The organism is Pseudomonas sp. S2_A10, from assembly GCF_054668465.1.
This window is the reverse complement of the sequence record NZ_CP162773.1, coordinates 4,050,055-4,069,371: the sequence shown is the minus strand read 5'-3', so window position 1 is coordinate 4,069,371 and position 19,317 is coordinate 4,050,055. Positions and strand designations below refer to the sequence as shown.

Annotated in this window: 14 protein-coding genes and 1 pseudogene; 2 read left to right on the top strand and 13 right to left on the bottom strand. The window is 61.3% G+C overall.

The genetic code is table 11. The annotated features are described in order from the left end of the window. Position 1 precedes the first annotated feature (1 nt). The 13 genes from AB4N41_RS18220 to leuC form a co-directional block, all read right to left on the bottom strand. Positions 2–562, bottom strand: coding sequence for a CvpA family protein (locus AB4N41_RS18220; RefSeq protein ID WP_016773942.1), 561 nt, complete (start codon positions 560–562; stop codon positions 2–4). Between the two features lie 98 nt (positions 563–660). Then, positions 661–1,320, bottom strand: coding sequence for an SPOR domain-containing protein (locus AB4N41_RS18215; RefSeq protein WP_252877814.1), 660 nt, complete (start codon positions 1,318–1,320; stop codon positions 661–663). Continuing rightward, positions 1,304–2,611, bottom strand: coding sequence for a bifunctional tetrahydrofolate synthase/dihydrofolate synthase (gene folC, locus AB4N41_RS18210; protein ID WP_252877813.1), 1,308 nt, complete (start codon positions 2,609–2,611; stop codon positions 1,304–1,306). Before folC ends, AB4N41_RS18215 begins: the two co-directional genes overlap by 17 nt. After that, entirely contained in the window at positions 2,608–3,528 is a 921-nt protein-coding gene (accD, locus tag AB4N41_RS18205) for an acetyl-CoA carboxylase, carboxyltransferase subunit beta (protein ID WP_016773939.1), read from the bottom strand. Before accD ends, folC begins: the two co-directional genes overlap by 4 nt. Before the next feature lie 199 nt (positions 3,529–3,727). Further along, positions 3,728–4,360, bottom strand: coding sequence for a phosphoribosylanthranilate isomerase (locus AB4N41_RS18200; protein ID WP_041478535.1), 633 nt, complete (start codon positions 4,358–4,360; stop codon positions 3,728–3,730). Positions 4,361–4,424: 64 nt separating this feature from the next. Continuing rightward, a complete protein-coding gene (truA, locus tag AB4N41_RS18195; RefSeq protein ID WP_016773937.1) occupies positions 4,425–5,249 on the bottom strand; it encodes a tRNA pseudouridine(38-40) synthase TruA in 825 nt (274 codons plus the stop codon). A 266-nt stretch (positions 5,250–5,515) separates the two neighbouring features. Then, a complete protein-coding gene (locus tag AB4N41_RS18190) occupies positions 5,516–8,173 on the bottom strand; it encodes a FimV/HubP family polar landmark protein (protein ID WP_095179495.1) in 2,658 nt (885 codons plus the stop codon). 209 nt (positions 8,174–8,382) lie between these two features. After that, positions 8,383–9,393 (bottom strand): aspartate-semialdehyde dehydrogenase, encoded by a 1,011-nt coding sequence (locus AB4N41_RS18185; RefSeq protein ID WP_252877812.1) that lies wholly within the window; start codon positions 9,391–9,393, stop codon positions 8,383–8,385. Between the two features lie 245 nt (positions 9,394–9,638). Next, on the bottom strand, positions 9,639–10,751 hold the full coding sequence (asd, locus tag AB4N41_RS18180; RefSeq protein WP_016773934.1) for an aspartate-semialdehyde dehydrogenase: 1,113 nt from the start codon (positions 10,749–10,751) through the stop codon (positions 9,639–9,641). 66 nt (positions 10,752–10,817) lie between these two features. Continuing rightward, the gene (gene leuB / locus AB4N41_RS18175; RefSeq protein ID WP_016773933.1) at positions 10,818–11,900 is read right to left on the bottom strand and encodes a 3-isopropylmalate dehydrogenase; all 1,083 of its coding nucleotides are present in this window, start codon (positions 11,898–11,900) and stop codon (positions 10,818–10,820) included. A gap of 55 nt (positions 11,901–11,955) precedes the next feature. Next, positions 11,956–12,723: a class I SAM-dependent methyltransferase gene (locus AB4N41_RS18170; RefSeq protein ID WP_095179493.1), complete on the bottom strand. Its 768-nt coding sequence runs from the start codon at positions 12,721–12,723 to the stop codon at positions 11,956–11,958. A 132-nt stretch (positions 12,724–12,855) separates the two neighbouring features. Further along, positions 12,856–13,500, bottom strand: a complete 645-nt coding sequence (leuD, locus tag AB4N41_RS18165) for a 3-isopropylmalate dehydratase small subunit (protein ID WP_252877811.1) — start codon at positions 13,498–13,500, stop codon at positions 12,856–12,858. 2 nt (positions 13,501–13,502) lie between these two features. Continuing rightward, complete coding sequence (gene leuC / locus AB4N41_RS18160) at positions 13,503–14,933, bottom strand: 3-isopropylmalate dehydratase large subunit (RefSeq protein WP_041478531.1); 1,431 nt, start codon at positions 14,931–14,933, stop codon at positions 13,503–13,505. Positions 14,934–15,072: 139 nt separating this feature from the next. Between leuC and AB4N41_RS18155 the strand changes: the two are divergent. Both AB4N41_RS18155 and AB4N41_RS18150 read left to right on the top strand, forming a co-directional pair. Then, positions 15,073–15,962, top strand: a pseudogene (locus AB4N41_RS18155) (LysR family transcriptional regulator). Between the two features lie 63 nt (positions 15,963–16,025). Continuing rightward, the gene (locus AB4N41_RS18150; protein WP_024012383.1) at positions 16,026–19,304 is read left to right on the top strand and encodes a PAS domain S-box protein; all 3,279 of its coding nucleotides are present in this window, start codon (positions 16,026–16,028) and stop codon (positions 19,302–19,304) included. The last annotated feature ends 13 nt before the right edge of the window (positions 19,305–19,317 follow it).

Sequence of the window (19,317 nt, the reverse complement as noted above, 5' to 3'; positions counted from 1 at the left end):
CTCACTGAGGCGTTTTCGCCGTCGGCAAGAGCTGCTCCTTGAACGGAATCTCAGCGGGTACGCTGATTCCGCTGGCAAGCCACTGACTGCTCCACCCCAGTATCAGGTTTTTGGACCAGTCGGCGACCAATAGAAACTTGGGCACGAGCTGTGATTCTTTCCACCAGCCGTCCTGCTGTACCGGCCCCAGGCTCAACAGCCCGACCGCCACGACCACCAGCAACACGCCACGCGCTGCGCCGAAGGCCATGCCGAGGAATCGATCGGTCCCGGACAACCCGGTGACGCGAACCAACTCGCCGATAAGATAATTGATCATTGCGCCCACGATCAGTGTGGCGACAAACATGATGGCACAGCCCGCGATCACGCGAGCCGATGGGGTTTCGATGTATCCGGCGAGGTACTCGGACAGTGAGCCACCAAACATCCAGGCAACCGCTCCTGCGATGATCCAGGTCAGCAGCGATAAAGCTTCCTTTACGAAGCCGCGGCTCAGACTGATCAAAGCGGAGATGGCGATGATTGCAACGATCGCCCAGTCAACCCAGGTAAATGGCACAGTGCAGCCTACAGACGGATAAGGCGGCGCATTTTAGCAGAGCGCATGGCTGTCGGTAAGCTGCGATTGTCAGTGCTTTTCAATCGAGGTGATAGATTTCAGCCACGTTCAGGCTGAAAACGGACAACGAAGCCCTTGAGGTTCTGCTGACGACTCAGCAGATCGCGCAGACGATCGGCTTCGGCACGCTCGATCAGCGGACCGACGAACACCCGATTCTTGCCATCGGCAGAACGAATGTAGGCGTTATAGCCCTGGCTGCGCAGGTTCTTCTGCAGGCTTTCGGCGCTGGCGCGGCTCGACAGACTGGCCAGTTGCACCGACCAGCTCACCGACAGACCGTTGGCATCGACGCGGCTCTGCGTGGTATCCGGCTTGCTCGTTGCCGATGTGATCGGCTGGGCCGGCGCAGGAATTGGCTTGGCCACTGGCGGCGGCGTTGCCGGACGGGCAATTTGCGCAGGGATGGTCGGTGCCGGGGCGGCCGGGGTGGCCGGTGCAGCGGGCGCAGCTTCTTCAGCGACTTCTTCGTCAGTCGGCACAGGCTCTTGCGGCAAGGCCTGCGGCTCAGGCACGGCCACCGGGTCAATCTGCACCTGCGGCATGGCCGAAGGCTGAGGCGCAGCCGGCGCCTCGACGGCCACCTGACGCTGCTCGTCCTGACGGGAAAACAGCATCGGCAGGAAGATCACCGCCAGCGCCACCAGCACCAGCGCGCCAACCATGCGCTGCTTGTACGCTTTATCCAGCAAAGCCATTTGCCGCTTCCTCCGTGGAGCGCCGGGCCAGCCATTCAAGGGCCTCGGCGACACAATAAAATGATCCGAACAAGAGAATCTCGTCGTCGCTGGTTGCCTCAGCGCACTGCCCTTCCAGAGCGGCCGCCACGCTGGCATAGGACGTAACCGAAGCACCAAGGTTCTGCAGCGCGGCCTCAAGCTCAGCCACCGGACGCGCGCGCGGCGAATCCAGCGGCGCGACAGCCCAATGCGCGACACTAGCATTCAATTCGCCAACAACACCATCCAGATCCTTGTCCGCCAGCAGGCCGAATACCGCCAGGCGCTCGCCCGCCGGGGGCCGCGCAGCCAGACGCCGAGCGAGATATTCAGCGGCATGCGGATTGTGACCAACATCAAGCAACAGGTTCAGGCGCTTGCCATTCCATTCGAATGACCGACGATCGAGGCGCCCAACCACGCGCGTCGCCTGCAACGCCGCGACAATCTGTTCGGCATTCCACGGCAAACCTGTCAGCAGATAGGCTTGCAGCGCCAGCGCGGCGTTTTCCATCGGCAGATCGAGCAGCGGCAAGTCGCGCAACTCGACCACTTGGCCCAGGGCATCGGTGCCGCGCCATTGCCAGTGTTGGTCAGTGATGCCGAGATCGAAATCGCGTCCACGCAGAAAGAATGGGCAAGCCAGTTCGTGCGCCTTGTCGAGCAGTGGTTGCGGAGGATTCAGGTCGCCACACAGAGCAGGCTTGCCCTGGCGGAAAATTCCGGCCTTCTCGAAGGCCACGGATTCGCGGGTATCGCCCAGATAATCGGCGTGATCGACGCCAATGCTGGTGACCAGCGCAATATCGGCATCGACTACATTGACGGTATCCAGACGCCCGCCCAACCCGACTTCAAGCACCACAGCGTCAAGCGCCGCCTGCTGGAACAGCCAGAACGCTGCCAGAGTGCCCATTTCGAAGTAAGTCAGGGAAGTCTCGCCGCGGCCCGCCTCGACCGCAGCAAAGGCTTCGCAGAGCTGCGCGTCAGTGGCTTCGACGCCGTCGAGCTGCACCCGCTCGTTGTAACGCAGCAGGTGCGGAGAATTGTAGACACCAACGCTCAGGCCCTGCGCACGCAGCAATGAAGCCACGAACGCGCAGGTCGAGCCCTTGCCGTTGGTGCCGGTGACCGTGATCACCCGAGGCGCCGGCTGGCCCAGCCCCATGCGGGACGCTACCTGTTGCGAACGCTCCAGGCCCATGTCGATGGCCGACGGATGCAACTGCTCAAGGTAGGCGAGCCATTCACCAAGGGTGCGCTGGGTCATACGTTGGCAGGCACCGGCGGCACCACGATCGGTTCGATCGGCGCGGCGACGAACTTCGGCGTCGGCTTGCCGGTCATCTGTGCCAGCAGGTTACCCAGACGCGGACGCAGTTCCTGACGGTGGATGATCATGTCGATCGCGCCGTGCTCCAGCAGGAATTCGCTGCGCTGGAAGCCTTCCGGCAGTTTCTCGCGGACGGTCTGCTCGATCACACGCGGGCCGGCGAAGCCGATCAGGGCTTTCGGTTCGCCGACGATGACGTCGCCAAGCATCGCCAGACTGGCGGAAACGCCGCCGTAGACCGGGTCGGTCAGTACGGAGATGAACGGAATGCCTTCTTCACGCAGACGCGCAAGCACGGCCGAAGTCTTGGCCATCTGCATCAGCGAGATCAGCGCTTCCTGCATGCGTGCACCACCGGAGGCGGCGAAGCAGATCATCGGGCAGCGGTTTTCCAGTGCGTAGTTGGCAGCGCGCACGAAGCGCTCACCGACGATGGCGCCCATGGAACCGCCCATGAAGTTGAATTCGAATGCCGAAACCACTACCGGCATGCCCAGTAGGGTACCGCTGACCGAGATCAGCGCGTCTTTTTCGCCGGTCTGCTTCTGCGCAGCGACCAGGCGGTCCTTGTACTTCTTGCCGTCGCGGAATTTCAGACGGTCAACCGGCTCCAGGTCAGCGCCCAGTTCGTTGCGGCCTTCCGGATCGAGGAAGATGTCGATGCGCGCACGTGCGCCGATGCGCATGTGGTGGTTGCACTTGGGGCAAACGTCCAGGGTCTTTTCCAGCTCCGGACGGTACAACACCGCCTCGCAGGACGGGCATTTGTGCCACAGACCTTCAGGCACCGAGCTCTTCTTGACCTCCGAGCGCATGATCGAAGGGATCAGTTTGTCTACTAACCAGTTGCTCATGCTTTCTTTCTCCAGTACCGGCGGCCCGAACGCTCTGGTTCGCAGCCCCGCGTATGCCCTTGAGCTAAATTCATGTGTGTGGCGATGGTTGCCGAACAGTGGCGGTCAGCGCGGAACATGACCTGCGTACGATTCAGCAACCCTCAGCCGCGCCTGCTTTGTGCAAGTGCATTGATGGACGGCGGCAGACTGCCAGCCGTCACATCGACGATGTATTGCCGCGCACCGCGTTGATGAATGCGCGAATCTTGTGGTGATCCTTGATGCCTTTGCTCGCTTCCACCCCGCCGCTGACATCCACCGCGTAGGGCTTGACCCGCGCTACCGCGTCGGCAACGTTCTCCGGCGTCAGGCCGCCGGCCAGAATCAGCGGCTTGCTCAAGTGTTGCGGAATCAGTGACCAGTCAAACGCCTCGCCGGTTCCGCCAGGCACCCCTTCGACATAGGTGTCGAGCAGCACGCCACTGGCGCCGGGAAAGGCATCGCAGGCAGCAGCAATGTCATCACCCGCCTTGACCCGCAGCGCTTTGATGTACGGACGATGCCAGCCTTCACACTCCTCCGCATTTTCGTCGCCATGGAACTGCAGCAGATCCAGCGGCACCGCATCGAGGATTTCTCCGAGCTCGCAACGGCTGGCATTGACGAACAGCCCCACGGTGGTAACGAACGGCGGCAGCGCCTTGATGATCGCCCGCGCCTGCTGCACGTTCACCGCTCGCGGACTCTTGGCGTAAAACACCAGGCCGATCGCGTCGGCACCGGCTTCGACGGCGGCCAGCGCATCTTCGATGCGGGTAATGCCGCAGATCTTGCTGCGAACGGCTGACATGTCAGGAAAACCTCAAGGCAAAATCCGAAAACGTCCCGGATGGTAACAAAAGCGTTCGAGGGCGTCAGCCGTCAAGTTCGGAGAAACCCGTAAGGAAATGTGGCCCGATAAAGCGCTCGGGCAACGGAAATTCGTCGTGGTACTCGACCTGCACCAGATACAACCCGTAGGGATGCGCCGTGACCCCGCCGGAGCGACGCTCGCGACTTTCCAGCACTTCCTTCATCCACTCCACCGGACGCTCACCGGCACCGATGGTCATCAGCACACCAGCGATATTGCGCACCATGTGATGCAGGAACGCGTTGGCCCGAATGTCGAGCACGATCATCTTGCCGTGACGGGTCACGCGCAGGTGATGCATCTTCTTGATCGGCGACTTTGCCTGGCACTGACCGGCCCGGAACGCGCTGAAATCGTGGGTACCAATCAGGTACTGCGCGGCCTCGGCCATACGCTCGGCGTCGAGCGGACGGTGATTCCAGGTGATTTCTTCATTGAGGTGCGCCGGGCGGATCTGATCGTTGTAGATCACATAGCGATAACGCCGGGCAATGGCTTTGAAGCGCGCATGAAAATGCGCCGGCATGACCCTGGCCCAACTGACGCTGATGTCGTGGGGCAGATTGATGTTGGCGCCCATGACCCAGGCTTTCAGCGAGCGATCAACCTGGGTGTCAAAGTGCACCACTTGGCCGCAGGCATGCACGCCGGCATCGGTACGCCCGGCGCATTGCAGGGAAACCGGCGAATTGGCGACTTTCGACAGGGCTTTTTCAAGCTCTTCCTGCACAGTCGCCACTCCGGTCAGCTGCCGTTGCCAGCCGCTGTAGCGCGAGCCTTTGTACTCAACGCCCAGCGCGACGCGGTAAAAGCCGTCGGGCGCCATTTCGGCGACCGGGTTATCTATGTTTGCCAAGGTGGGACAGCCTGCTGATTTGCAAAGGCGGGCATTATAAGGCGGTGGGCTGGGGATGCCAGAGTTCTCTATCGGCAGTACCGCCCCCTTCGCGAGCAGGCTCGCTCCCACATTTGCAATGCGCCCCCCTGTGGGAGCGAGCCTGCTCGCGAAAGCAATCGATCAAACACCGCCGAATCCGGCACAAACAAAAACGGCAGCCCCACCGGGCTGCCGCTTGTTGTTTACCGCTGAACTTACGCCAGGTTGGAAAGCATTTCCTTGGCCTCGCCCCGCTGCTTCTCGTCACCCTCGGTCAACACTTCGTTGAGGATGTCACGCGCACCGTCAGCGTCGCCCATGTCGATGTAAGCCTGGGCCAGATCGAGTTTGGTCGCTGCTTCGTCGGTGCCGGCGAGAAAGTCGAAATCGTCTTCGCCCAGATCATCGCCCAACGCAGCGTCCGCTTCGGTGAAGCTCGGCTCGGCCATGCTTTGCGACAGGCGATCCAGCTCGGCATTGACGTCGTCGAGCTCGGCCGCGAAAGCATCCGGCTCGGCGGCTGGGTTGGTGTCCATTTCGTCGGCCAGCGACAGGTCGAAATCGGCTGGGAGTTCCAGATCGTCCTGCGGCACGTCAGCAACTACCGGCGTCTCGACCGGTGGCAAGTCCTTCACGCCGTCGTCCAGATCCAGCAGGAAGTCATCTTCAGCCAACGTGGCCGGCGATGGTTCGGCGCCCAGATCCATGTCCAGATCGAAGTCCGACAGATCGTCGAGATTGTCTTTCATCTCGGTCTGCTCTTGCAGCACCGAGGCGAAACTCAGATCGTCTTCAGCCGGAAATGCGTCGAGCTCGACAGGCGCCTCTGGCTCGACCGCTGGCGCAGGATCGACCGGGGTGATGTTGTCGAGGTCGTCCAGGCTCAAATCGAACGCAGTGTCGAGATCGTCAGCGGCAGCCTCTGGCGCTTGCGGCTCGTCTTGCAACAGTTCCTTGACGTACTGCGCGTCCAGTTCGGCAGCGACGGCGGCAGCTGCCAGCCCACCGGCAGCGACCACAGCCATGGCTGGGAAGCGGCTTTTCAGCGCTTCGACCTTGGCGAAGTTATCGCCATTGGCCACCAGTTGACGCTCTTGCGCAACGAACGCATCGCGGTCGCCCTGCTGGCCGTAGACTTCCATCAGCTTCAGGCGCAGATCGCTGCGTTCCGGCTCAAGACTGACGCCCTCTTCCAGCAGCGCGGCGGCCTGATTAAGGCGGCCGGCATTGATGTGCGATTGCGCTTTGTCGAGCACATCATCAGAGCGTTCGCCGGCCGGGGCCACCAGTGGTGCGGCAATCGGCGCAGCCATCACCACCGGAGTGACGACCGGTGCAGGGGCTGGCGCAGGTGCCGGAGCTGGCGTGTTGAGCTTGACGCTGGCTGCCGGGGTTTCCAGGCCGGAGAAGCTGCTTTCCGGCAGATCCTGCTCAGCGGAGAACTCTTGCTCTTCAGCCAGAGCGCGGGCCATGCGCAGGTGCTTTTCGGCTTCCTGCTGGGCTTTGCGACGCCGCGCCAACAGCAACAGCAGAAGCAGCAGAACCACCGCACCGCCGCCGATCAGGCCGAGCAGGATCGGATTGGTCAGCAGTTCATTGAAGGCTTTGTCGTCATCGGCGGCAGCAGGCGTGGTTTCGACCACCGGCTCGACGACCGGCTCAACCGGGGTTTCCGCTGGCGGCGCGATGGCCGACTCTGGAGTCGGTGAAGCCGCTGCGGCGTCGGCCGGGGTGGCTGGCGGTGTTGCGGCCAGTTCGGCAGTGATCGCCGGCACCGGCGGCACAGCAGCAGTGGCGCCAGGCGCAGCGCCGGCGCCGTCGGCCTGCATCTTCGCCAGTTGATTGTTCTTCAGCTCGATCAGCTTTTGCAGCTTGTCCAGCTGGCTCTGCAGATCAGCCATGCGGCTTTTCAGTTCCTCGTTGTCACGACGGGTCGTGTCGAGGTTTTCCTGAGTGATTGCCAGTTTGTTGCTCAGCGCCTTGGCGTCGCCGGCCGGGCCTTTCGCACCGGGCTTGGCGCTTTCCGCCGAGACCAGGCTCAGATTGTCCTGGGTGTTGGCCGCTGCACCGGTATTGCCACGGCCACGATTGGTCGCATCCAGCTGCTGCTGACCGGTGCCAGGCTTGCCCACATAACGCCGGCCCTGACGCCAGGCTTCGTTCTGCGCCGCCACTTCAGCGATGGCAGCCGACTGCGGCAGCGCCGTGCTTTGTACCGGGTCAGGCAGACGCAGCACCTGGCCGGTTTTCAGACGGTTGATGTTGCCGTCGATAAAGGCATTCGGATTGAGCGCCTGAATCGCCAGCATGGTCTGCTGCACCGAGCCACCGTTGCGCGCCTTCGCGGCGATTTCCCACAGGGTGTCGCGCGGCGTGGTGGTGTATTGATTGCGATGGGTGGCGCCAGTGGTTGGCGCGGTGATGGTCTGCGACGGCGCCGGTTGCGCGGCGGCGTCTGCGGTCTGCGGCGAGAATTTCGACGGATCGAGCAGCACGCTGTAATCACGCAACAAGCGGCCATTGGGCCACATCACCTGCACGAGGAACTTCACCATCGGTTCCGACAGCGGTTGGCTCGAGGTCACGCGCAACACGCTTTTGCCGCTGGCGTTGAGTACCGGGGTGAACGTCAGGTCATTGAGAAAAGCCTGACGATCAACGCCAGCCTTGGCGAAATCTTCAGGGGAAGCCAGGCTCGGCACCACCTCGGCAGCGGTGAGATCCTTGACGTCGAGCAGCTCGATTTCAGCCACCAACGGCTGGTTCAGGGTCGACTTCAGGGTCAGCTCCCCGAGCCCGAGGGCATGCGCCATACCGGAGGACAGCGCCGAGGCGGCCGCTATTGCTAACACCAGTTTGCGAACTTGAACCATAGCCTCATCCTTTGTTTGAACGTTCCTCGGCCAGCGAGAAGCTTTTGAATACCGCTGCCGTAAGGCATTGCGCGCGACGACGGGTGTCGCCGCGCGCGATCATTTCGGTGCTGCCCCGGAAAGTCCCGGAGGGTGACTCGTCATCGACGCGCTTCGGGCAAGCATAGCGCTCACCTAGAATCAGTCGACAAATTGTTGCCAAGTATCTTTTACAGCAGGTCTTTTATCAACAACTCAGCCAGTTGCACGGCGTTGAGCGCCGCGCCTTTGCGTACGTTATCTGACGTCAGCCAAAGATTTAGTTCCGCCGGGTCGTCGACGCCCGTCCGCACGCGGCCTACGTAGACCACGTCCTGCCCCACCGCATCGCCGACCGCGGTCGGATAATCGCCGGCCTCGACCAGCTCGATGCCCGGTGCAGCCTCAAGCGCGGCGTTGACCTTTTCCAGGTCAACAGCGCTGCCTGACTGCAAGGTCACGCTAAAGCTATCGCCAAAAAACACCGGGGCTTGAACGCAAGTGGCAGAAATCTTCAATAAAGGTTTCGCCAGGACCTGGCGCAGCTCTCGAACCAATCGTTTTTCCAGCAGCGTGTGGCCCTGCGCATCAGGCGTACCGACTTGTGCCAGCAGGTTGAACGCCATCTGCCGATCAAAGAACGTCGGCTCCAGCGGGCGCATGTTGAGCAGCTCGGCGGTCTGCCGCGCGAGCTCGGTGACTGCCTCGCGGCCTTGTGCCGAAACGGCCAGATTGGCGGTGACGTTGACGTATTGCAGATCGAGCAGATCGAGCAACGGCGCCAGCACCACCGCAAGCGTCGTCGCAGACGGGCTTGGGCTGCTGACCTGGAATGGGCTTTTCAGACTGGCGAGAATATCGGCATTGGCCTCGGGCACCACTTGTGGCGCCTGATCGGTGGGCAAGGCGCCGGACAAGTCGATCAACGAGCAACCGGCAGCATGGGCGCGAGCGGCGTAGCTCAGCGACACAGCAGCGCCGGCGGCGAAGAACACCAGTCTGACCTTGCTGAAATCGAACTCGTCGACCTCGCGCACGCGTACGCTTTTGTTGCGGAAAAGCACCGAGCTGCCGGCCGATTCACTGCTGGCCAGCAGGTGCAGGTTGCCGACCGGGAAGTCGCGTTCTTCGAGAATCTGTACGAGGGTTTCGCCGACAGTACCGGTGGCGCCGATAACGGCGATATCGAAAGTCTGGGTCATGGAGCTACCTCTGGCAAAACGGGGGGAGCGGCACTTTACCGGGTGGGTGGCGCACAGGCAATTTCTGCAGGATTTGCGGCGGCTGGACCGGCCCTTTCGCGAGCAGGCTCGCTCCCACAGGGACCGCATTTCAATGTGGGAGCGAGCCTGCTCGCGAAAAAGGCAGTACAGACACCGGAGAAATCCTTGGCATAAAAAAACCCGCACCTCTCACAAGGCACGGGCTTCTTCAATGCTTCAAGCGATCAACGCTCCAGCAGGATCCGCAGCATGCGGCGCAGCGGTTCGGCCGCGCCCCACAGCAGCTGGTCGCCGACGGTAAAGGCACCGACGAATTGCGAACCCATGTTCAGCTTGCGCAGACGACCGACCGGTACATTCAGGGTGCCGGTGACCTTGGTCGGGCTCAGCTCCTGCATGCTGATCTCGCGGTTGTTCGGTACCAGCTTGACCCAAGGGTTGTGCTGGCTGATCAGCCCTTCGATATCAGCGATCGGTACGTCTTTGTTCAGCTTGATGGTCAGCGCCTGGCTGTGGCAGCGCATGGCGCCGATGCGCACGCAGATGCCGTCGACCGGGATCGGGCTCTTGAAGCGACCGAGAATCTTGTTGGTCTCGGCCTGGGCCTTCCACTCTTCGCGGCTCTGGCCGTTCGGCAGTTCCTTGTCGATCCATGGGATCAGGCTGCCGGCCAGCGGTACGCCGAAGTTTTCGGTCGGGTACGCGTCGCTGCGCATGGCTTCGGCCACGCGACGGTCGATGTCGAGGATCGCGCTGGCCGGGTCGGCCAGTTGATCGGCGACAGCGGCGTGGGTCGCGCCCATCTGCTTGATCAGTTCACGCATGTTCTGCGCGCCGGCACCGGAGGCCGCCTGATAGGTCATGGCGCTCATCCACTCGACCAGACCGGCCTCGAACAGACCGCCCAGACCCATCAGCATCAGGCTGACGGTGCAGTTGCCGCCGATGTAATTCTTGGTGCCCGCGTCCAGCTGCTGGTCGATGACCTTGCGGTTGACCGGGTCGAGAATGATCACCGCGTCATCGTTCATGCGCAGGCTCGACGCCGCGTCGATCCAGTAACCCTGCCAGCCGGCTTCGCGCAGCTTGGGGAATACTTCGCTGGTGTAGTCGCCGCCCTGGCAGGTCAGGATCACGTCGAGGGTCTTCAGCTCGTCAATGCTGTAAGCGTCCTTGAGCGGAGCAATGTCCTTGCCCACGGACGGGCCTTGGCCACCGACATTGGACGTGGTGAAAAACACCGGCTCGATAAGATCGAAATCCTGCTCTTCCAGCATCCGCTGCATGAGCACGGAACCGACCATCCCGCGCCAACCGATCAGACCTACACGTTTCATCGCAACTACACCTTCTTGAAAAGTGGGCCGCTGCTTTGTATTGAATTTCGCAGCGGGCCCGAGAGATTACAGATTCCGCAGCGCGGCGACTACTGCGTCGCCCATTTCCTGCGTACCGACTTTGGTACAACCGGCCGAGTGGATGTCGCCAGTGCGCAAGCCCTGATCGAGCACGACACTGACGGCTTTTTCGATGGCATCGGCAGCGTCGTGCAGATTGAAGCTGTAACGCAGCATCATCGATACCGACAGGATCGTCGCCAGCGGGTTGGCAATGCCTTTGCCAGCAATGTCCGGCGCCGAACCATGGCACGGCTCGTACATGCCCTTGTTATTGGAGTCCAGGGAGGCCGAAGGGAGCATGCCGATCGAGCCGGTGAGCATCGACGCTTCGTCGGAGAGGATGTCGCCGAACATGTTGTCGGTGACGATCACGTCGAACTGCTTGGGTGCGCGCACCAACTGCATGGCGGCGTTATCGACGTACATGTGGCTCAGTTCGACTTCCGGGTAATCCTTGGCCACTTGCTCGACCACTTCGCGCCACAACTGGCTGGATGCCAGGACGTTGGCCTTGTCCACCGAGCAGAGCTTCTTGCCACGAACCATGGCCATGTCGAAACCGACACGGGCGATGCGGCGGATTTCGCTTTCGCTGTACGGCAGCGTGTCGTAGGACTGACGCTCTCCGTTGTCCAGCGTACGGGTGCCACGCGGCGCGCCGAAATAAATGCCGCCGGTCAGCTCACGGACGATGAGGATGTCCAGACCGGCAACGATTTCCGGTTTCAGGCTCGACGCGTCGGCCAGTTGCGGATAGAGGATCGCCGGGCGCAGGTTGCCGAACAGGCCCAGTTGCGCGCGGATTTTCAGCAGACCGCGCTCAGGGCGGATGTCACGCTCGATGGTGTCCCATTTCGGGCCACCGACCGCGCCCAGAAGCACGGCGTCGGCAGCGCGGGCGCGATCAAGGGTTTCGTCGGCCAGCGGCACGCCATGCTTGTCGATGGCCGCGCCGCCGATCACGTCGTGGCTCAGCTCGAAGCCCAGGCTGTACTTGTCATTGGCCAATTCCAGCACCTTGACCGCTTCGGCCATGATTTCCGGACCAATACCGTCACCCGGGAGAATCAGAATCTGCTTGCTCATGCTTTCCTCGTGTCTTCAAGCGGTGCGCCAGTGAACGGCGCGCCGGGAAAAATTCCTATCGCTCGGCCATCAGTACGATCACATCGGTACTGAACGAGCCGTCGGCATCTATCTCAAAATACTCACGCACTTCGTTGCCCATCGACTGCTGCAACTGGCGGATCGCCGCGCGCATCACGTCAGGTGTGCGCATGCGCTCGACCCAACTGCTGTACTCCAGACGCAGGCGCTGCCGGGTAGTACTGCGCACATGCAGACCAGCCTCGCTGACCTGGCGCAGCCACTCGGCGGCGGAGTAGTCGCGGACATGGCTGGTGTCGCGCAGCACTTCAACGCTTTGCAGGTAAGTGTCGAACAACGCACTGCCCGGTGACAACACATCAACAAACGCTGCCACCCCGCCCGGCTTCAGCACCCGGCGCACCTCGCGCAAGGCCAGACCGAGGTCGCTCCAGTGATGCGCCGAATAGCGGCTGAACACAAAATCGAACTCGCCATCGGCGAACGGCAAGCGCTCGGCAGCACCGTTGACGGTAATGATATTGCTCAAGCCGCGATCGACGGCAGCGCCGGCAACCACATCAAGCATTTGCTGCGACAAGTCGTAAGCCACCACCTCCTTGACCAATGGAGCGACATGGAAACTGACATGGCCTGCGCCGCAACCCAAGTCCAGCAAACGAGCCTCGCCCTGCCCGGCCAGCTCAGCCTGTAGCAATGCGAATTCGGTGCCTTGAGCGTGAACCGCGCTGCTCAGGTAAGCGGCGGCCTGTTCACCGAATTGCTTTTGTACGACCTGAGTGTGTTGGGCGGTGCTGGTCATGGGCACATCCTGGTATCTATGTTGTTTGCGCTGCCGTCTTCGCGAGCAGGCTCGCTCCCACAGGGGAATGCATTCCAAGGTGGGAGCGAGCCTGCTCGCGAAGGGGCCAGCCCCGACTACATCAATTTCGAATCACACGTCGCGGAACAACCACGGCTGGCTAACCCGATGCTTGGCCTCGAACGTCGCAATCGCATCGCCGTCCTGCAAGGTCAGGCCGATATCGTCCAGACCGTTGAGCAGGCAGTGCTTGCGGAACGCATCGATCTCGAAGCTGTACACCTTGCCATCCGGGCGGGTCACGGTCTGCGCTTGCAAGTCGATCTGCAATTGATAACCCGGCTCGGCTTCAACCTGCTTAAACAGTTCATCAACTTCTGCATCGCTGAGAATGATCGGCAGCAGGCCGTTCTTGAAACTGTTGTTGAAGAAGATGTCGGCGTAACTCGGCGCGATGATGCTGCGGAAACCGTACTCTTCCAGCGCCCACGGCGCGTGTTCACGGCTCGAGCCGCAGCCGAAGTTCTCGCGGGCGAGCAATACGCTGGCACCCTGATAACGCTCGGCGTTGAGGATGAAATCCTTGTTCAGCGGGCGCTTGGAGTTGTCCTGGTACGGCTGGCCGACATCCAGATAACGCCACTCGTCGAACAGGTTCGGACCAAAACCGGTGCGCTTGATCGACTTCAAGAACTGCTTGGGAATGATCTGATCGGTGTCGACGTTGGCACGATCCAAAGGCGCGACAAGACCAGTGTGCTGAGTAAATGCCTTCATCTTTACTGTGCTCCTTGGATCAATTCACGAACGTCGATGAAACGGCCGTTCACCGCTGCTGCTGCCGCCATGGCCGGGCTGACCAAGTGGGTACGGCCACCGGCGCCCTGACGGCCTTCGAAGTTACGGTTGGAAGTCGAGGCGCAATGCTCGCCGGACTCCAAACGGTCCGGGTTCATCGCCAGGCACATCGAGCAACCCGGCTCGCGCCATTCGAAACCGGCCTCGAGGAAAATCTTGTCCAGCCCTTCGGCTTCAGCCTGCGCTTTGACCAGACCCGAGCCCGGCACGACGATCGCCTGCTTGATGGTCGAGGCGACCTTGCGGCCCTTGGCGATGACCGCAGCGGCGCGCAAGTCTTCGATGCGCGAGTTGGTGCAGGAACCGATGAATACGCGATCAAGCTGAATGTCGGTGATCGCCTGATTGGCGGTCAGACCCATGTATTTCAAGGCGCGAACGATCGAGTCACGTTTGACCAGATCCATTTCCTTGGCCGGATCCGGCACGTTCTGATCCACGGCCAAGACCATTTCAGGCGAAGTGCCCCAGCTGACTTGCGGCTTGATTTGCGCGGCGTCGAGCTCGACCACGGTGTCGAATTTGGCATCGGCGTCGGAGACCAGATCTTTCCAGGCTTCGACGGCCATGTCCCACTGCTCGCCCTTCGGCGCGAATGGACGACCTTTGACGTAGTCGATGGTCTTCTGATCTGCCGCCACCAGGCCCACGCGGGCGCCGGCTTCGATGGACATGTTGCAGATGGTCATGCGGCCTTCGACGGACAGATCGCGGATCGCGCTGCCGGCAAACTCGATGGCATGGCCGTTACCGCCGGCGGTGCCGATCTTGCCGATCACCGCAAGGACAATGTCCTTGGCGGTCACGCCGAACGGCAATTGGCCTTCGACGCGCACCAGCATGTTTTTCATTTTTTTTGCGACCAGGCACTGGGTGGCGAGCACGTGCTCGACCTCAGATGTACCGATACCGTGGGCCAATGCCCCGAATGCGCCGTGGGTCGAAGTGTGCGAGTCACCGCAGACCACGGTCATGCCCGGCAAGGTCGCGCCCTGCTCCGGGCTGATCACGTGAACGATGCCCTGACGGACGTCGTTCATCTTGAATTCGACGATGCCGTATTCATCGCAGTTGTCGTCGAGGGTCTGCACCTGCAAACGCGAAACCTGGTCGGCAATGGCTTCGATGCCGCCCTTGCGCTCCGGAGTGGTCGGTACGTTGTGGTCCGGGGTCGCAATGTTGGCATCGATGCGCCAAGGCTTGCGCCCGGCCAGACGCAAGCCTTCGAAAGCTTGCGGCGAAGTCACTTCGTGGATGATGTGACGATCGATGTAGATCAGCGCCGAGCCATCGTCGCGCTGCTTGACCAAATGCGAATCCCAGAGCTTGTCGTAGAGCGTTTTGCCGGCCATCAGACGGTTCCTCATCAGCTTGTTTCTATGCCCTGGGCTTATCAATAACCCTTTGGCTTGTGAGGCCGATCCTATGGGGTTAGATTAAATAACTCAAATTCATATTTTTTATGCTTTGGATAACCAACTGGAATGCGACATGGATCTGGCTAACCTGAATGCTTTTATTGCCATCGCCGAGACCGGCAGCTTCTCCGGCGCCGGCGAACGCCTTCATCTGACCCAACCGGCGATCAGCAAGCGCATCGCCGGGCTTGAGCAGCAATTGAAGGTACGCCTGTTTGATCGACTGGGTCGCGAAGTCGGTCTGACCGAGGCGGGTCGCGCCCTGCTGCCAAGGGCTTATCAGATTCTCAATGTGCTCGACGACACCCGCCGCGCCCTGACCAACCTGACCGGCGAGGTCAGTGGCCGCCTGACCCTGGCCACCAGTCACCACATCGGCCTGCATCGCTTGCCGCCTCTATTAAGGAGTTCACCCGCCGCTACCCACTGGTTGCGCTGGATATTCAGTTCCTTGATTCGGAAGTGGCCTACGAGGAAATTCTCCACGGCCGCGCAGAACTGGCGGTCATCACCCTCGCGCCAGAGCCGCATACCCTGGTCAAAGCTACGCCGGTATGGGACGACCCGCTGGATTTCGTCGTCGCCCCGGAGCATTCGCTGATCAACAACGGTGTCGTCAGTCTGGCGGACATCGCCGGCCATCCGGCGGTTTTCCCCGGCGGCAACACGTTTACCCACCACATCGTCCAGCGTTTGTTCGAAGCTCAGGGCCTGACGCCGAACATCGCCATGAGCACCAACTATCTGGAAACCATAAAGATGATGGTCTCCATTGGCCTGGCCTGGAGCGTGCTGCCGCGCACGATGCTCGACGAACAAGTGGCAAGCATCGCATTGCCGGGCATACAGCTCACTCGCCAGCTAGGCTATATCTTGCACACCGAACGGACGCTATCGAATGCAGCACGCGCCTTCATGGCCCTGCTGGATGCACAAATCGATCGGCCAGGGATCCCGGCCTGACTTGTGCTACTCCTATAGAGCCGCTCCTGTGCCTCACGCCACTCAGCTCAAGGCCCGCTGACAATGCCGAAATCTGTTGACCGAACTCCGCCGATGCCGCGAATCCAGGCTGTCGATCCGCGCCATTCCGAGCAGAGCTGGGAAAGCGCGCCGCAATTGCTCGCCGCGCTCAACGGCGCGCGGCTCGGTGCCTGGTATTGGGACATCGAGCGCGGGCAGATCAGCTGGTCGCGGGGCACTCAGGCATTGTTCGGTTTCGATCCACGGCAGCCATTACCTGCCGACCTGGAATACCTCGACCTGTTGCCGCCGGAAGACCGTGCGAAAACCGTGCGTGCTTTCCACGCGGTGATCGCCGGCGCCCCTCTGGAGCAGGCGATGCATCACCGCATTCGCTGGCCCGACGGCAGCCTGCACTGGCTGGAGATCAGCGGCAGCCTGCTGCCAGACAAGAACGGCCGGCCCCGAATGATCGGGGTGATTCGCGAAATCACCCACCAACGCCAGCGCGAGCAGGCCCTGAGCAGCTCGGAGAAACGTTTCGCGACACTTTTCCACCTGTGCCCGAACATGGTTCTGCTGACCCGTCAGGATGACGGTCTGATCAGCGAGGCCAACCAGTATTTCGAAAGCCTGTTCGGCTGGCCGGTGCAAAGCGCAATCGGCCGCACCACCCTGGAACTGGGCCTGTGGGTGCATCCCGAGCAACGCGCCGAACTGGTGAAGAAAACCAAAGCCAAGGGCGAGCTGATCAGCATGGAAGTGCAGTTTCGCGCCAGCAATGGCCAAGTGCACGACGGCATCCTCAGCGCGCAGAAGGTCGAGCTCGAAGGTCAGCCCTATCTGCTCAGCACCTTCCTCGACACCACCGAACGCAAAGCCGCCGAACTGGCCTTGAAGGACAGCCAGGAACGCCTCGACCTGGCGCTGGACTCGGCGCAACTCGGCACCTGGGACTGGCACATCCCCAGCGGCATGCTCTACGGATCGGCGCGCGCTGCGCAATTGCACGGGCTGGAGCCGATTCCATTCCATGAATCATTCGAGGAGTTTTTCGAAGGCGTGCCGGGCGAGGAGCGCGACAGCATGCGCGACGCCTACCGCAGCCTGCGCGAAGGCCCCGCCGGCAATTATCAACTGACCTATCGCGTGCAATTGCCCGACGGCAGCTCGCGCTATCTGGAAAGCCGCGCGCGTCTCTATCGCGACGACAACGGCGCGCCGCTGCGCATGGCCGGCACGTTGCTGGACATCACCGATCAGGTCGAGCGCGAGCAGCGGCTGGTAGCCTCGGAAGAGAAATTCGCCACGCTGTTTCAGGTCAGCCCCGATCCGATCTGCGTGACGCGCCAGGAAACCGGGGAATTCATCGAAATCAATTCGAGCTTCAGCCAGACCTTTGGCTGGAGCGCCGCCGATGTGATTGGCCACACCGCCGAGGAAATCGGTCTGTGGGACGCCTCGGCGAAAAGCCTGCAACGCATCGAACGGGTGATTCGCGAACAAGGCCTGAGCAACGTGGCCATTCTCGTCCAGCACAAGGACGGCCAGTCGCTGACCTGCGTGATTTCCAGCCGGCAGATCAGCGTCGGCGATCAGCCGTGCATCGTCACCACCCTGCGCGACATTACTCAGCAACAACGCTCGGAAGCAGCGCTGAAGGCTAGCGAAGAAAAGTTCGCCAAGGCGTTTCACTCAAGTCCAGACGCGATCACCATCACCGAACGCGACACCGGGCGTTATCTGGAGGTCAACGACGGTTTCTGTCGCCTCACCGGTTACCGCGCCGACGAAGTAGTGGGCAAAACCGTTTATCAGGTGGGGATCTGGGCCGAAGAGAAACAGCGCTCGACCTTACTCGCCGAGTTACAGATCAAGGGCCGCGTGCATCATCAGGAAATGCTCGGGCGCAACAAGCGCGGCGAATTGCTCACGGTGGAAGTCTCGGTCGAGCCGATCACCCTCAATGAAACCGCGTGCCTGCTGCTGACCGCGCGCGATGTCAGCCTGTTGAAGAACGCCGAAGCGCAGATTCGTCACCTGGCCTATCACGACCCGCTGACCAACCTGCCCAACCGCGCCCTGCTGATGGATCGCCTGAGTCAGCAGATCGCCCTGCTCAAGCGCCACAATCTGCGCGGCGCCTTGCTGTTTCTCGACCTCGACCACTTCAAGCACATCAACGATTCCCTCGGTCACCCGGTCGGCGACACCGTGCTGAAAATCATCACCGCGCGGCTCGAAGCCAGCGTGCGCATGGAAGACACGGTAGCTCGCCTCGGTGGCGATGAGTTCGTGGTGTTGCTCAGCGGCCTCGAAGGTTCGCGCAGTGAAGTCAGCGAACAAGTGCGCGCGCTGGCCGACACCATTCGCGAATTGCTTTCGGAGCCGATGTTCCTCGATGGCCAGCGCCTGCAAGTGACGCCGAGCATTGGCGTGGCGCTGATTCCCGATCACGGCTCGACCCCGACCGACCTGCTCAAACGCGCCGACATCGCGCTGTACCGGGCCAAGGATTCCGGGCGCAACACCACGCAGATGTATCACAACACCATGCAGAAAGCGGCCAGCGAACGCCTGCGCATGGAGACCGACCTCCGCCTGGCGCTGTCGCGCGGCGAGTTCAACGTGCATTTTCAGCCACAGGTCGATGCCCGCGACAACCGCATCATCGGCGCCGAAGCCCTGGTGCGCTGGAACCATCCCGAACTTGGTGCGCAATCGCCCACCGAGTTCATCAAGGTGCTGGAAGATAGCGGCCTGATTCTCGAAGTCGGCACCTGGATCCTCGATGAAGCCTGTAACGCCTTCAAACAATTGATCGCGTTGAAACTCGTTGACCCGCTGAACTTCAGCCTGTGCGTGAACATCAGCCCGAGGCAGTTCCGCCAGAACGATTTCGTCGAACGCATCGAACACAGCATGACCAGCCACGGCCTGCCCTGCTCGCTACTGAAACTGGAAATCACCGAAGGCATAGTCATTCAGAATCTGGAAGACACCATCAGCAAAATGCGCCGCCTGAAAAAGCTCGGCGTGAGCTTCGCCATGGACGATTTCGGCACCGGTTATTCATCGCTGACGTATTTGAAGCGGCTACCGGTAGACACCCTGAAGATCGACCAGTCGTTCATCCGCGATGCAACCACTGACTCCAATGTCGCGGAGATCATTCGCGCAATTGTCGCGATGGCGCGCAGCCTTGAGCTGGAAGTCATTGCCGAAGGCGTGGAGACGCCCGCGCAACTGGCATTTTTACAGGGGCTGGAATGCCATTTGTATCAGGGCTATCTGCATAGCCGGCCGGTGGGGTTGGAGGATCTGAAAAAACTGCTGCCCTGAACCGGCCGCTGCA